Origin of the sequence: Tolypothrix sp. PCC 7712 (assembly GCF_025860405.1) — a bacterium.
In the GTDB taxonomy this organism is placed as follows: domain Bacteria; phylum Cyanobacteriota; class Cyanobacteriia; order Cyanobacteriales; family Nostocaceae; genus Aulosira; species Aulosira diplosiphon.
Genome location: NZ_CP063785.1, coordinates 1,519,123 through 1,534,468 on the forward strand (window position 1 = coordinate 1,519,123; position 15,346 = coordinate 1,534,468).

Sequence of the window (15,346 nt, forward strand, 5' to 3'; positions counted from 1 at the left end):
ACTGCACTAAAAAATCAAAATTTATAAGTAGATTTGAATCAAATATAAATGGAGTAAGCGATAATGAAGCTCATTCTTCCCATAGAAGTTGCTGATGAGATTAAACCGCATCTACCTAGCGATATAACATTTGCGCGGGCTGATGTAGATGGCAATATTGATGGTGATGCTACAGATGCAGAAGTGTATTTTAGTTGGCTTTATTATATAAAACCAACGACTTTACAAAAAATTCTGGATGCAGCACCTAGATTGCGTTGGCATCAAGCAACAAATGCAGGTGTCAATAATATTCTCACACCCCAATATTTAGAGCGAGAAATTTTGCTAACTAATGGTGCAGGACTTCATGCTATTCCGATGGCGGAATTTGTAATTGCTTATATTTTATCTTACGCTAAGAATTTTCCTAAATTGCGTGAACTACAAGCACAACAAAGCTGGCAAAGAGGTTTTAGAAATGAAGAACTGCTCGATAAAACATTATTAATTATCGGTGCAGGTGGAATTGGGCAAGAAATTGCTAAACGTGCTAAAGCTTTTGGTTTAAATATTTATGGTAGTCGCCGTAATCCGCAACCATTACCAAATTTCGATAAAATAGTCGGTGCAAATGAATGGAAACTACTCTTAAGTGAAGCGCATTATGTAGTTATTGCCACACCTTTAACTAAAGAAACCAAGGGGATGATTGATGAGGAAGTATTTAGCCTCATGCGTCCTGATGCTTATTTAATTAATATTGCCCGTGGTGCAATTGTTGATGAACCTGCACTGATTAAAGCTTTACAAACTAGTCAAATTGCTGGTGCAGCTTTGGATACAGTCTTTACAGAACCGCTACCACCAGAAAGTCAGTTATGGAATCAGCCAAATCTATTTTTGACACCTCATTGTTCTGGTCATTCTCCCAAAACTAGAGAGCGTGCGATCGCACTTTTTCTCGAGAATTTTACACGCTATTACAACGGCCAACCCCTGCGTAATGTCGTTGATAAAAATGCTGGTTATTAAACTACCAGTGGCGATCGCAATCAATGGTTAACTAGTCAATCGCTTTGGCAGAACAAAATGGCTCAAAACAGCCTAATACATCACCATGCCCACCAAAGCGATTGATTATTTTTTATTTGCAATTCTTTTCCCAGAGACAAAGTATAGCGTCTCTTGGGAAACAGAGAAGACTAATTTTCGTTGATTTGCAGATTTAAAGGTTGAATATTGACAATTTTGCCACCCAAGCGGTTAATTCGCTGAAGTTCTTCATTAAAGCGGCTAAAAGGTATCGTAATGAATACACTGCCGCTAGAACGAATTGGGTAATTGTTTTGATTTGTCACCTCATTTTGATGTAATCCCGAAACTTCTACTTGAAAACTCCGACTTTGATAAACCATGTTGACATCCTAACAATCAAGAAAAATAGTTGAAAGGGCATGGGGCATGGGGCATTGATAATGGGTAATTGGTAATTGGTAATAAAAATTTCCTCTTTTCCCCCAGTCCCCAATCCCCAATCCCTAAAGCGGTGTAACGCTGGCAATTTTGCCATTGCGACGTTGAACTTGTTGGAAATAATTGGATAGTTCTTCGTAGGGGATAACTACCGCTTTGTTGATGCGGCGAACTTTGGGATAGCCAGGTTGAGAAATAGCTGCTACTTCAACGCGATACAGCCTTCCTGAACCAAAAGCTTGCGAACCTTGAAATGCTGTGCTGGGGGTTTTTCCTTTGACAGAAGCACGATAAGCAAAACCATTGTTACTACCAGCAGGCGCAATAACCGTTGATGCGCTATTTCTGGCTAATTCGTTAGCTAAACGAGCTGATGCTCCAGGGATTTGAGAGCGATCGCTTGTTGCATAACCGCGATATAGTTGAAAAATCCGGGTAAAGCCTACTGTTTTTTGCCCTAGTTGATTGTTAAATCCCCGGTAATAGGGCACAATATTGTCGCCAAAATTTGTCTGGTACTCTGCTGAATCGATGTAAGAATCAATGTCAGCTTCATAGCCTTTGGTTTGATATAAATCTAGATGATAGATAATCTCAGATTCATCATAGGGAGCGCGACCAAGCAAATGTTTGAAATTTAGCTCTGTCACACGGCTATGAAAGTTATTAGAAAAAAACTTGGATTTGTATAGATTTGATTTAGCTAACTGCCTAACAAATTCTTGAACTGTAATATTCCCGTTAGTCAAGAGTGATTCCAAACCCTTCAAACGTTCAGATTGCAACACATAATCGTTACCTAAAACCTGACGATAAATAGCCGCAATCACCTGTGCAATTTCTGCTTTGTTGGTATTGGAACGTAATTCGATAGGAGCAGCGTTACTAAATGCAGAAGTTCCAAGTCTCGATGCAGCTGTTGTAATTGGCATTTAAAAGTCTCCTGAACGAAAGGTTTTGAGTTGAAAATAGTGCTGAGTTCTGAGTTAAAAAAGAAAGATTTTCAGACTTTGGTTATGGTTTCTTATTATTAGTAAGTGAATTTAAATAACGCTTACAAAAGAAAAACATTTCCTAGTTTGAAATCTTGCTCATAACTAATAGTTAATTCACGAAAATTCTGACACAAAGAGATTTTTTGTAGGGGTTTAGCAATGCTCATTGGTGTCAACTTAAGCTAAAAGCGATATAGGGCGGGCGTTGTAGAAATACCTCGCGCCCTCATCCCCTAACCCCTTCTCCCGCAGGAGAAGGGGAACTAAATCTCTTGCTCCCCTCGCCCTGTGGGAGAGGGGCTGGGGGTGAGGGCGAAACCTTGCACAAGAACGGGTTTCACGTTAAGTTGACACGTATGAGCATTACTAAACCCTCTACGCACTCCGAACTCAGCACTCAGAACTAAGAAAGAGCTATGCTAATTACCTTGCGCCCTTGGCGATTGAGTTGTTGTAAAAGATTCGATAACTGATCGAATGGGACAACTACTTCGCTAATGCTTTGGCGAATGCGTGGTGAGTTGGGAGAAGCAGCTTGTGTGGTACGAATCCGATAGGTATTACCACCACGATTTCCTGTTGATACGCCAGTTAAGGAGCCAGCATCAGCAGGATAAATGGGGGATACTAAATTTTTTGCTAAATCCCAGGTTAATTGTCCTTTGGATTTATTTTGGGCGCGATCGCTATTTGCATAGCCTCGATACAACTGAAAGAATCGGGGAAAGCCAGCAGTTTTTTGCCCGACCGTAGTTTGATAACCCCGGTAGTACGGTACTATAGAATCACCAAAGTTTTGTTGATACTCTACAGAATCAATGTAGGAATTAATCTCAGCTTCGTAACCTTGAGAAGTATAGATATCAACGTGGTAGGCAATTTCTGACTCATCGTAAGGCGCACGACCAAGCAAATGCTTGTAATTCAGTTCAATGAAGCGCACTTGCGAGTTGGAATAGAAGAATTTCTGGCGATACAGTTCGGATTGTGCGATCGCTCTCACAAAATCCCGCACAGAAATCTGCGCCTGTTGCAAAAGTGATTCTGCACTAGATAGCCGTTCACTTTCAAACAGATGCTCATTACCTAAAACTTGGCGATATGCAGACCAAATAACTGACCGTACTTCTTCTGCAGTTTTGACAAACCGCAATTCCACTTTGTCACTATCTGCAAACGGACGAACTCCCAATCTGCTTGCTTCTGTTAACGGTGCCATAATCTTATCTGTTCCTTATTTTCTAACCCGTTAAACTCGGTAAAAATTTTTTAAGTTACAGCTAAAAAATGGTCAACTTCGTAATCAGCACTTTAGTGCTTTAAATTAAAGGACTAAAGTCCTCATTTACAAAATTTGTTAATAAATTTTTTTTCACAATTAAGAAAAAGCCTTGCGTAATAAGATGAGAATTTATCTACCCAGACCACACAAGTATTTGAGTCAGCTGTATTTGACTGCTAATACATAATGAAATCTGTGTTTATAAATTTCTCAGCTTACTACACAAATGCTTGACGCTTTTGCAATTTGCAACTTTTTACGGCTGCAAACTTGATATTCAGTTGTTGTGGAACAGGATTAATGACTGCCAAAAATCATTTGGTAATACTATTCATTTGTATTGCATAATTACCAAAGGATTTTCATACCCATGTTACACAAAACTGAAAAGCTTTTTAGAACCCATAGCTGCGAATTGATCTGATTTATCAACCGACCATTTGCTGCTGTACTTAAATTGAGCTAACTTAGCTCAGAGCATTGATGATGTAATCAATGTAGGAGTTAGCTTCAACAGCAGGGTCGCCGCTTAAACCATGATTAGCTTTGATATATTTGAGAGCTTCAATGTACCAGCTAGGAGATAATTCAAAGGTACGGTTGATTTCAGCCAAACCACCAATCAAATAATCATCGATTGGGCCTGTACCACCAACAACTAAACCGTAAGTAACAATCCGCAGGTAATAGCCGATATCACGCACGCACTTATCTTTTCCGGTTTGAGTAGAAGCGTAGTTAGGGCCAGATGTGGTGGTGGTGTAGGGGAATTTTTGGTACACAGCATTAGCTGCAGCTTCAGCAAGGCTAGAAGCTTTTTTAGATAATGCTTTTGCTGCTTCTAAGCTAGAACCTGCTTGGCGAAAACGACCAAATGCAACTTGGAGTTCGGTGCTGCTTAAGAAACGGCCTTGGGAATCAGCAGATACAACTGCTTCAGTTAATGGTGTTTTAGTCATTGGAAGAACTTCTCCTAATTGCTTTTACAAAAAATTTGTTGAATAGACTTCTTGCAAAAATTGCTGTTTCAAATCAATTTTGTTTTTATGCAAGAGGCCTAAAAGTGTTTTGATGTTTAGGCAACTGCTGCTGCTGCGCGATCGAAATAACCAGAAACTTCTGCAATCAAGCTGCTGCAATCACCACGGGTAATTCCATTGGGATCGTTAGCGATCGCGATTGAAGATTCTTTGAGCTTTTGAATACCAACCGCAACAGAAGCACCAGGAGTACCCAATGCCAAATAGGTTTCCCGCAAGCCATTCAGCGCGCGATCATCTAGAACGCTAGCATCGCCAGCAAAAATCGCATAGGTAACGTAGCGAAGGATGATTTCCAAATCCCGTACACAAGCTGCTGCACGACGGCTAGTATAAGCATTTCCACCAGGCGCAATCAGTTGAGGTTGTTCAGCGAACAATGAACGAGCTGCGTTAGCCACAATGGAAGATGCATTGCTAGAAATCCGGTTAACAACGTCAACGCGCTTGTTACCTTCTTTAACTAAGTTGATGAGAGCATCTAACTGACCATCACTTAGATATTCGCCTCTTGCATCAGCTTGGGAAACAACCTTGGAAAATGCATCTTGCACCATAGTGTGATTCTCCTAAATTTTGATTAATTGAGTAATTAATTGATGAGGGGTTAAGTGAAAAATGAAGCATTCAGCTTTTATTGTTTTATGACCGCTTCATCATGTTTCAAAAAAGTCAAATTTGTTTTGATTGAAACATAGATTTTAGCGTAAAGGCTGAAAATACTTTCATTTTTCCTAGAAAGATTTTCAGTTATTTAAATCAAGTATTTAGACCTAAAAAATTAGAGTCTTTATTTACTTGATTTTCCCTCTCAACCCTTACAAATTATTTTTATAATGCTTCGCTGGCATTTTTTATTAAGAAATGTTTCATGATTATTCTAATAGGTATAATCAATTTTTCGATAATTATATTTTTAATATTTTATATTGATTGAAAATCATTTACTTGAAAATAATTTTATAAATTAAAATCTTCAAAATCTTGCAAATAAAGAATTTGGTTAATTAATGTTGTTTTTAATTAGTAAATTAATTAAATAAAATTTTGCTATATTTTTATGGCAAAAATACTATTGTTGTCCCATTATTTTGTGAAACAATAATCTTTACCTATAAAAAAAGTGTTAGTAAACACAAAAATAAGAATGAAAAAGGAATCATAATCACATTTTTTCTTAGAAAATTTACAAATTGTAATAAAAAACAGTATTTTAGGCAAACAACGTTTGAAGATAATCAATTTACATAGAATTCCCCCTTGGGAACGGGAGAATTAACTACTATAAACACACATTAAAAACGTGGGTTTCCCTAGCATAGAAATATAGGTGCTGAGATTATGGTCATGTCACGCCCAAGTTGTCTGTTACGAGTCGTGATGCGTAAAGCCTCCGGTGGTGAGAAACCGGGAGATATAAGCGAATATGCAAAATTTATTGGCTATGCTGCTGATAAAACGCAAATACGTTTTATAAACTAAATTTTGCATACATATTTGTATTAAAATGGCTGGTAGCGTAGTGAAAAGTTAAAGCCATTATCTTGGAGCGAACTACCGCGATCGCTTGTGACAATCAATGGTAAACCATAGTCTGCACGCAATAGTAAACCACTAATAGGTTGCCACTGTAACCCTAATCCTAAGCTAGCAAGGGTTTGTGGATCGGGGTTGCGATCGCGATTGTTCCAAACGGTACCAATATCAAAAAATGGCAATAACTGTAGGGTTTCGACATTGGATGTCAGGGGAATCCGAACTTCAACCCCTCCAACTACCCCATTGTCAGCAACAAGTTGATTTTGACGATAACCACGCACTGTCTCAACTCCCCCAATGCTAATTTTTTCAAGCGTCAGTAAAGAATCAGGTGTAAGTTGAGTGTTAATTTTGGCCAGCATCAAGACGCGGGGAGACAGCCGTTGTACCCATTGAAATTGTCCCACCCACGAGAAAAAACGCCCATCAGTACCGCTATCATTGATAGTTGCATCTATGGCATCAATCCCAAAACTAAATTGCGATCGCGCCGCTAAAACAGTATTAGCATTACGTTGTAACCAGTCTTGGGAAAAGCGAATCACCGTCACTCTGGATTTCCCATCTTCGGGGCCTTCGGTAAAAGAGAAGGGAATATCATTGAGTATGAAGGTTTGACTACGCCGTAAATCGAATGCGAGAGAGAGAGCAAATTCGCTGTTCGGGGTATAGATTAACGGTTGACGGACATTAAAAGAAAGAGTTTCGGCTTCGCTGTTAATATTCAAATCACGAAATTCGCTTTCGATAATGCGGCTACCACTGTTGCTGTAGCGAACAGCAATACTTCCATCTAAGGCGTTAAAGGGAATAGAATAACTGAGATTGTAAATATCTAAACCTTCAGTAATGCCATATTCAGCACTGAATTGATCTCCAAACCCTAATAAATTATCGTGAGCAATAACAACACTACCTTGTTCTGAACCAACGCTAGCTGATTGATTATTTGCAAAGATAACTCCTGCATGGAATGCTGGTGATTCAGTAATTTTCACCTGTAAAATATTGCTTCCAGAAGTGCTACCTGCGGTTAACTCAGCATTAACTCTTGCAATCGCTGGGTCAAGTTGTAATAATTGCAACGCTGTTTCCAGACTTTTTTGATTCAAGGGTTTGCCTGCAAAGCGTCGAATCCGGGAACGCACATATGCAAGTTGCAATCTTTTTAACCCGGAAATTACAATTCCCTCCAGTTCACCTTCCACCACTTGGATTTGCACCACACCATTAGCGACATTTTGATTGTTGGGAATAAATGCGCCACTAGTGATGTAGCCGTTTTTAACATATAGTTCAGTGATTTGCGATCGCAGCTGTAATAACTGCTCAAATGTAATTTTTTGATTCTCTAAAGGTTGTTTTAACTTAAAAATTTCATCCTTTAAAACAGAAGAGCCGCTAACTTGGATTTCTTTGACAAAGAAAGTCTCGCCACTCGGAAAAATTGTGTCGGGTAGTTTGTCTTGTGGAGATGATGGAAGTATCGGGACAGTTGGTGTAGATGGTGTAGGAGAAAGAGGCTTCGGCGTTGCTTGGGGTAGAGTTTCTTCCACTTTCCCTGGAGTATCGGGGGGAATTGTTACACCTGATGGGGGTCTCGATTGTGCAAAAGTTGCTATCGAAGTGATACTAATGAAAGCAAGTAACGTTAAAAATAGCGTTTGAATCCGCAGGTAAAAACCCATTGTTTATCTATGAAACGTTGAAGTTTTTATACAAGATTAATATTCATTAAAATACCACAATATTTGCTTAATAATTACATAAATATATAATTTTCAAACCATAATTCAGCGATTTTAGTAATACTTGATAGATTTCTGAGAAAATAAAAAGCCATTTTTAGCAGTAATCCTTGCTAGAAAATGGCTTTTTGAAACTGTCAAGGCATCAATTACTCTGTAAGAACTGTACAGATACAGCAGATTTGATGTTTATGAGGTACAGCAACTAATTGAAAAAAGGGCGTTGCATATTTGCGGGATGAATTCAAAATTTTGAGCAACGCTAAAAGTCTGTTCTTTGGGCCTTTGCGTCTTTGCGTCATGTAAAAATCATCCCATCAATCAGCAACGCCTTGAAAAAAGTAATGAGTAATAAATTAATTTCCTACTCATTACTCATTACTCATTACTCATTACTCATTACTCATTACTCATTACTCATTACTCATTACTCATTACTCATTACTCATGATGTACCTCACATACTTCAAAAGTACTGTATGCCCTTGTTTGGATAGTAGAGAGGCTAATAATGATTGTTTTTCATATGTCTCAGTTATGATTAGAAGATTAAAGAGTTTGATGTTTATTTTTTCCTAGTAAGTATAGCCCACAAGAAGTTTAACACTGTCTTCTTCTGCACAATATTTCTGAAAGGCTTTCTCAAAATCTGTGAATTCTGATTCAGGTAGTACAATGCAGCCCATACTTCCCGGTACATTTGCATCTTTATGAATCAGCAAGTCAGAACGGGTTCCTCCATCAATAGTTTTGACTTCAAAGGGTGAAATAGGGTAAGCATTGCCTTCTACACCTTTAACATTTCTCAGATCTACCGGCTTCACTGCAACAGAGTAAAAAGGCAGTGGAGGATTTAATTCATGAGTAGCAGGAATTACACCACCGCGAATATTCCAATCTTTTACCCCTTGTTTATCCGCAGTGCTACTTGTAGCCACCCATCTACCCACAATTCCTTTAGAGTCATCTACGAGAAATAATCTACCTCTATTTAGTTGTGAGGTTTCATCTAATGGCATTGTAAAAAATAAAAGCATATTGTTCCTTCTGTTTATTTCTAGAGAATTTGCTGATGAAGTTGATGGGTACACTTATAGATGTCTACCCCACAACACATAGACAAATCAAATCTGCGCTTCACTCGACTGAGAACATCTAAAAAACGCCTTGATCCGTGATATTTCCGACTGGGTTGTAGTGACAGACTAAGACATCGTTACCATTGCCACTTGCTAAACCACACCCAACTTCGGTTGTATTTCTCCACATAACTTGAGTGTAATGAGCCACATCCATCCAATTGCCGGTATTAGATACATTGGGGAAAGCAGCGTTACTGAAATACTGCTTTTCATCACCCCACATATCTACTAGCTGCGTGACAGAAAAGAAGCCAGTACTCCCTTGCGCTAGGTTTTCTCCAGAACGACTATGTTGCAATGTTCCTGTGTCCGCCAAATGATTTGCCCACTGTTGAGCACTTACTGCTAAATTTTCTGACCATTGCAGTGGAGGAACCCCTACTTCAGCTCTGTACCTATTATGAGCTGCCAAAATTTCTTGAATTTGAGCGTTCTGTGTGCCTTGTCTGCTTGAATCCCATATATCGTTACTACCTGATGCCCATAAAGCATTATCCACAGTTTCAGTTTGAGAATCCGCTCGATAAACTACTAGATTACCGTCATCTTGAATCTTGAAAAATGCTCCAGGGTTGTTCCATGTATCACTAGCCCATTTTGGAGAACCTGAACTATCATAAAGAACCAAGTTTCCATCAGTTTGCATGATCAACTCACGCGGTTGAATTCCCCAAGTATTCGTTGCCCAAAGAGGTTGAGAATTGCCATTATAAAGCACAACATTGCCATCAGATTGCATAATAAACCTGTGCATCTGATTATTTGATTGCAGACTTTGTCCTGGGTATAGACTTTGTCCAGGAAAAAGAGTTGTCATATTGCCTCCAAAGTATCAAGTAGAAGGAATTGGTGATTAGGGATTGTGTAGGGAATTGTGTTTTATCTACAGCAAATTTTGAAATGCTTTTCTAGTCTTCGGTAGAGAGGTATCTCTGAGATACATTAGCAGATTAAACTATTAATAATTCCTGCAAAATTGGGCGTAATAATTGATTGAATTATGCCCAATTTTGAAAGACTGCAATAATTCAGATCTGACTATGTATTAGCAATACAATCTCCATTCTCAATATGTGCCCAGACGTGGTTAACTCGATTAGGGTCAAAACCTCCTCCGAGATCGCCTGTAGCCTTTAATTGTTGGAAAAGGTTTCTACAGTATCCGTTACCTTCTATTTGAGTCATTGATTTTATCCGCTCATTATGATGGAAAGGATGCTCGTGGGCAGCATAAGCTAGTGCAGGTATAGCAGCACTTACAGCTAAGGTTGAACTAACAAAAATTAGAGCTAGTTTGTTTTTCATAGATTGCTGAGAAGTAGTAGACATAATTTTCTATGTGGAAGGATAGAGTCTTGAGAAAAAGCGATATTTTAGCTTGTTGACTAAATCTTCTGCTCTTTCTTAATAGCAATAATATTCTTTGTTAATTGCTTAAGCAGCGACCTTTTCTGCTTGTTTAATTACAGAATTATTACCTAGTGCATACATGAAAGCGATCGCACCATTGCAGAAAAATGCATAATGAATGCACAAATAGCACAATGACAACCGTCATTATGCTATTTGCTAGCTTGGCTAAATCTGCAATATTTCCGTTCGAGACTATTTATAAAGTAAATCTTAAGTAGGGGAGCCACTGGGCAGGCAGGTTTCCCAGGCGACTGGCTCCCCTACAGACAGATAAATTCTTTGTAGGGGCACGGCATCCACAATCTTTTGGCATATCAAATATCTTATTGGTGCCGTGCCCCTACCTACCCATCTGTTGCGTTCTTTTTTCAAAATAGTATTACGTTATAAATAACCTCTTAACTACAAGCCCGACTTAACAGTAATTGTCCATCAGGTAATCGATATAATCCTTGTGGTTCAATGATGGGGTCGCCTTTTTTCCAAGGACGAGATGTCGATTCAACACCACGTACATCACCAGTTGAATAGGTAGAAATTAAAGCATCACCTGGACTATTGCGTAAAGCACCAGAACCTGTGATGGTAAAAGAGTTTTCTTGCCGCTTGCTGCCCCGTGCAATGCAGCTATTGGCAATCAGCGTATTTGTATCAATTACATTTGGTGATAATTGGCTGAAGCTGTTTTGAATCGAACTGTTATCGGGTTGATTGAGATTGATTACACCCGAAATGCCTTGTTCGGAAGTGGCAGTAATATCACTTAGATCGGTTGGTTTTGCACGGGACTCGATACCGAAGATGTCTTGGGCGTTGATTTGGATGTTTCCACCTTTTCCAGTGAAGGCATTGGCGCTAATGTCACTATTTTCGTTGGGAATTGCTACGATGAACTTGCCAGATTGCATTTTAAGTGGGTTGAACCCCAAATTAGTAGGCGAACTCCTCGAGGATCATAGTGTCACGTTTAAGAATACTGGATTTTTAAGTTCCATAATTTTAGATGGCAAAACTGGGATATTGTTACAGTTACCCAATCAAGCAACCAAATTTAAATGGATTGAAGACCCCAATCAACTAGGTACAAACAAAATAGTTAGTAGTGAAACTCTAGAGAAAAAAATTGCCGAGTTTCGCAAAGGGCTAGTTAGCAAAGCAGAGATTAACTACGATACCACAATTGCCGCACAGCTTTATGATTGGATAATTCGCCCTTTTGCTGAAGATATCAAATCACAGAAAGTCAAAACCCTAGTATTTATTCAAGATGGCTTCTTGCGTAGCGTACCAATGGCAGCACTTTATGACAGCCAACAACAGAAATATTTAATCGAAACCTACGCCGTTGCTACAACACCCAGTTTACGAGTTACTCAGCCAACAATACGCGATCGCAGTAAACAACAAGCGTTAATTTTGGGTTTAACTCAAGCAGCCACAATCGACGGTAAGACTTTTGAACGGCTTTTGGCTGTTCCCAGTGAAGTCAGCGCTGTTGCAAGTATCTTCCCCGATCGTACCCCCCTGATTGACGATAACTTTATCCCCGAAAGTTTTCAGCAGCAGTTGGAAAAAACCCCATATTCTCTTATTCACATAGCTAGTCATGCTCAATTTGGCATCATTCCAGAAGACACCTTTATTGTCACAGGGAAAAACCAAAAACTTACTATTAGTCAATTAGAAACATCTCTGCGAAACCTCAACAGCAAATCAGATAGCGTTGATCTACTAACACTCAGCGCCTGTGAAACCGCATTGGGCGACGACCGTGCCACACTAGGATTAGCTGGAGTTGCATTGCAGGTTGGGGTGAAAAGTGCGATCGCATCTTTGTGGAGTGTCACCGATGAATCGACATCCGAAATGGTCAAAACACTTTACACATAATTTACACTCTCTGGAATGGTAGTAAATGTGTTTTTAGGAAGTGATTGAGAGTTAATGACAGTAAATTCTGCATGGTTAATAATTGTGTTGTTATTGCAGGTAATGGCAATTTGCCATAAATAGCTTTTACCTACTATGAGTTCAGGGTAATTGAGGGGAAGTTTTAGCTGATTAATTCCCACTATTGTAGGTATTTCTTGAACTTTACCAATTTGTTTGACACTTTTTGCTGAATCAAATTCAAACAGTCGAAATTGCACATTTTGAGAAGTTGATATATACCAAACAAAGATTGGGCGTGTAGAAGCAGTTTTCCCAATAAATGTCTGCGGTGCAAGCTGCGTTAGAGACTATTATTTGAACATCCACGTGAACCACCTGCACGACTATTACCGCTAGCTGGTTTGCGATCGCGTGGCTTAAACTCTGCAAATGCGGGGAATGTCGTCATCAAGAAAAGCACTCCCACAACTAAGCTTGTAAGTCTGCGGCTATTTCGCCAATGATCATATCTCATAGTGCTGTTGTTGATTTTATAGTTATCTAACAGTGCAAACGCACTAGAATACGCGAAAAAAACTAAAATCAGGGCTGTTTAGTCACTACAGATAGAGTTTTCCATTTTTCGGAAAAAATTCTCATACCATCGAATATTTGGTTGAAATCTAGTGATTATTCTTTGAATGGTATACAGAATCAGTACATTTGTACGTCATTTTTGCCTGTTCCCTGTGAAGATTTCGCTGGCTGGATGAGTAATTTTTACAACACCGACAAGGATTGTTAGACAATACTTGTCGGTTAAGGGGAAAAGGGGCAAGAAAAAACCTTTAACCCTTACCCTTTCATCTTTTCTCCAAACCAAATTCCGAGTTGACAATCTTTAACCGAGTAGTATTGGATTTAAAATATTTAGTTTGCTGTAAAATATCAAATTTAAAATCTTTTCATAGGAGTCCAACTCAGTTCGCAGATAGTTCCGCGAGGAGAAAGCGATTCCCTCCGAAACTCGCCTCCTAATTGTTTGGCTAGTATTTTAGAATTTCTTGTACCTTTACTTTCTAACTTTGATTGAATTCCTGAACCATTATCTTTGACCGACAACTTGTATTTATTCGCACTATATATACCTGATGCTTGAACGCGTTTTACTCCTTGAGCATGTTTACCAACATTACATAAAGCTTCTTCTAAAAATAGACATATTCTCCGTTTATCTTCTCGAGTTAAATACTTGTCATCAATCGGTTCAAAATTGCGGATTTTAACTTTTATGGTTTTAAAATTTTCAAAGTCTTGACGTTCTAAAGTACTAGAATAAACTTCATATAATAAATCGTGGAGTGGTCTATTTAATTCAAGTATTAATCCACCACCCAACCGTAAACTCTCTTCTTTTGTTAATGCTTCGAGTTTCAGAAATTCACCAATTTCTCGAATTTCTTTATCAAGCTTTTCAAATTGTCCAACTAATTGTTCGTAGGGAATATCTTGAGCGCGTAGATGTTTTAATCCATAGGCAAGAGTTTGCAAAGGGCCATTATGAATTATGGTGAAAGTATGTTGGATTGTATTTTGACGTTCGCTAATTTGCGATCGCAAGAATCGATCATGCTGGTAAAACGCAAAAGCACTCAAACCAAGCCCATTCAACGCTAATATTAGTAAATTAGGTGCTACAGGAATCCAAATACCCCACACCCATAGCATCACATATCCACAGCTAAACAGACAAAGTACAGCTACAGCAACACTCAGTAGATTTTTCCACACAGATTGAGTCAACCTGCCAATCACCATCGGCAGAAAACCCCAAATGAATATCCATGAGTACTCTCCTATATCAACCCAACTGTGCAACATAGGACGACCATCAATTACAGTACTCAGGACTTGACTGATGACATGAGCGTGATAGTCAATGCCGTAAATTACACCTCTTAATTCTAATTTTTGCACAGCAGAGGTATAAAACAAATCACCTGCGCTCATATTGCGATTGCCAACCAACACAATGCGATCGCGCAACAATTTCCCATCAACTTTATTATTGAGAACATCTTGTAGCGACACAACAATAAAAGGTTGAGAATTATTGCGGAAGTTCATTAAAATTGACAATCCGCCATCATCAACATTGACGTATCCACCAAAATTCTTAGTAATGCGGGGTAATTCGACCCGATTAAACATGATTGTATTCGGGTCATTGATACCAGAGTCTATATTAATTCCCTTTTTTTTAAAGTACTTAATAATTAAACTTAGCGCCAGAGAATATTTGTCATCTGTTAAATTTTGAGGATTCGATGTATACAATAAATAGCGTCGATTTTTGCTATCTTCATCATTCACTAAATCAACAAATCCAATTCTTTGGGGAGGCAAACTTTGGGGTGGGGGAGTTTCTCCTGGTGATAATATTTTTTCAATCCCAATAATATTGCGAGTTTTCTGTAATACCTGTTTGAGTTGTTCACCACCAGGTTCCACAGGAACATTTTTAAAGATATCTAATCCAATTGCTAATGGTTGATAAGTTTCCAGTTTAGTAAGTAACTCGGCAATTTTTTCATCTGGAACCGGATATTGTCCAACCCATTGAATATCCTGTTCATCAATACCTACAATTACGACACGTTCATCGATTTTTTCTACCGGACGCAGACGTAACATAGTATCAAGGAGCATCCATTCTAAAGATTGCATTCCTCCAGCGATCCGGATCAATATCACTACAACCAGCACCATTATCCCAGGAGGTGCAGCCTGCGACCACAATCCCAATTCTTGGCGAATGCGATTCCAGATTCTCCTTTGCATCTTGTTTCCGGTTTAATCA

At 38.8% G+C, this 15,346-nt stretch carries 17 protein-coding genes; 3 read left to right on the top strand and 14 right to left on the bottom strand.

Going from position 1 to position 15,346, the window contains the following annotated elements; translation table 11 throughout:
- Positions 1–63: 63 nt before the first annotated feature.
- Positions 64–1,014 (top strand): D-2-hydroxyacid dehydrogenase, encoded by a 951-nt coding sequence (locus HGR01_RS06085; RefSeq protein ID WP_045869318.1) that lies wholly within the window; start codon positions 64–66, stop codon positions 1,012–1,014.
- A gap of 170 nt (positions 1,015–1,184) precedes the next feature.
- Here the strand turns inward: HGR01_RS06085 and HGR01_RS06090 are convergent, their stop codons facing one another.
- The 6 genes from HGR01_RS06090 to HGR01_RS06115 form a co-directional block, all read right to left on the bottom strand.
- Complete coding sequence (locus HGR01_RS06090; protein WP_045869317.1) at positions 1,185–1,397, bottom strand: phycobilisome linker polypeptide; 213 nt, start codon at positions 1,395–1,397, stop codon at positions 1,185–1,187.
- On the bottom strand, positions 1,367–1,510 hold the full coding sequence (locus tag HGR01_RS06095; RefSeq protein ID WP_168160953.1) for a hypothetical protein: 144 nt from the start codon (positions 1,508–1,510) through the stop codon (positions 1,367–1,369). Before HGR01_RS06095 ends, HGR01_RS06090 begins: the two co-directional genes overlap by 31 nt.
- Before the next feature lie 10 nt (positions 1,511–1,520).
- A complete protein-coding gene (locus tag HGR01_RS06100) occupies positions 1,521–2,387 on the bottom strand; it encodes a phycobilisome linker polypeptide (protein WP_045869316.1) in 867 nt (288 codons plus the stop codon).
- A 466-nt stretch (positions 2,388–2,853) separates the two neighbouring features.
- On the bottom strand, positions 2,854–3,669 hold the full coding sequence (locus tag HGR01_RS06105; RefSeq protein ID WP_045869315.1) for a phycobilisome linker polypeptide: 816 nt from the start codon (positions 3,667–3,669) through the stop codon (positions 2,854–2,856).
- Positions 3,670–4,199: 530 nt separating this feature from the next.
- A complete protein-coding gene (gene cpcA / locus HGR01_RS06110; protein WP_045869314.1) occupies positions 4,200–4,691 on the bottom strand; it encodes a phycocyanin subunit alpha in 492 nt (163 codons plus the stop codon).
- Positions 4,692–4,807: 116 nt separating this feature from the next.
- Entirely contained in the window at positions 4,808–5,329 is a 522-nt protein-coding gene (locus HGR01_RS06115; protein ID WP_228045309.1) for a phycocyanin subunit beta, read from the bottom strand.
- Between the two features lie 790 nt (positions 5,330–6,119).
- Here HGR01_RS06115 and HGR01_RS06120 point away from each other — a divergent pair.
- Positions 6,120–6,254 (top strand): hypothetical protein, encoded by a 135-nt coding sequence (locus tag HGR01_RS06120; RefSeq protein ID WP_255525094.1) that lies wholly within the window; start codon positions 6,120–6,122, stop codon positions 6,252–6,254.
- A 20-nt stretch (positions 6,255–6,274) separates the two neighbouring features.
- Here the strand turns inward: HGR01_RS06120 and HGR01_RS06125 are convergent, their stop codons facing one another.
- The 5 genes from HGR01_RS06125 to HGR01_RS06145 all read right to left on the bottom strand — a co-directional run bounded on the left by HGR01_RS06125 (position 6,275) and on the right by HGR01_RS06145 (position 11,522).
- Positions 6,275–7,999, bottom strand: coding sequence for a ShlB/FhaC/HecB family hemolysin secretion/activation protein (locus HGR01_RS06125; RefSeq protein ID WP_045869313.1), 1,725 nt, complete (start codon positions 7,997–7,999; stop codon positions 6,275–6,277).
- A gap of 635 nt (positions 8,000–8,634) precedes the next feature.
- Positions 8,635–9,096, bottom strand: coding sequence for a hypothetical protein (locus HGR01_RS06130; protein ID WP_045869312.1), 462 nt, complete (start codon positions 9,094–9,096; stop codon positions 8,635–8,637).
- A gap of 118 nt (positions 9,097–9,214) precedes the next feature.
- On the bottom strand, positions 9,215–10,018 hold the full coding sequence (locus HGR01_RS06135; protein WP_081583948.1) for a CAP domain-containing protein: 804 nt from the start codon (positions 10,016–10,018) through the stop codon (positions 9,215–9,217).
- 221 nt (positions 10,019–10,239) lie between these two features.
- A complete protein-coding gene (locus tag HGR01_RS06140) occupies positions 10,240–10,530 on the bottom strand; it encodes a hypothetical protein (protein WP_155539100.1) in 291 nt (96 codons plus the stop codon).
- A 482-nt stretch (positions 10,531–11,012) separates the two neighbouring features.
- Positions 11,013–11,522, bottom strand: a complete 510-nt coding sequence (locus HGR01_RS06145; RefSeq protein WP_045869310.1) for an S-layer family protein — start codon at positions 11,520–11,522, stop codon at positions 11,013–11,015.
- On the opposite strand from HGR01_RS06145, the gene HGR01_RS06150 reads away from it, so the two are divergent.
- Positions 11,503–12,504 (top strand): CHAT domain-containing protein, encoded by a 1,002-nt coding sequence (locus HGR01_RS06150; protein WP_228045311.1) that lies wholly within the window; start codon positions 11,503–11,505, stop codon positions 12,502–12,504. The genes HGR01_RS06145 and HGR01_RS06150 overlap by 20 nt on opposite strands.
- Here the strand turns inward: HGR01_RS06150 and HGR01_RS06155 are convergent.
- From HGR01_RS06155 to HGR01_RS06165, 3 genes are all read right to left on the bottom strand, one after another.
- The gene (locus HGR01_RS06155; protein WP_309227619.1) at positions 12,495–12,824 is read right to left on the bottom strand and encodes a DUF928 domain-containing protein; all 330 of its coding nucleotides are present in this window, start codon (positions 12,822–12,824) and stop codon (positions 12,495–12,497) included. The genes HGR01_RS06150 and HGR01_RS06155 overlap by 10 nt on opposite strands.
- A gap of 23 nt (positions 12,825–12,847) precedes the next feature.
- Positions 12,848–13,021 (bottom strand): hypothetical protein, encoded by a 174-nt coding sequence (locus HGR01_RS06160; RefSeq protein WP_228045313.1) that lies wholly within the window; start codon positions 13,019–13,021, stop codon positions 12,848–12,850.
- 419 nt (positions 13,022–13,440) lie between these two features.
- Complete coding sequence (locus tag HGR01_RS06165) at positions 13,441–15,327, bottom strand: CHASE2 domain-containing protein (protein WP_045869309.1); 1,887 nt, start codon at positions 15,325–15,327, stop codon at positions 13,441–13,443.
- Between the last annotated feature and the right edge of the window lie 19 nt (positions 15,328–15,346).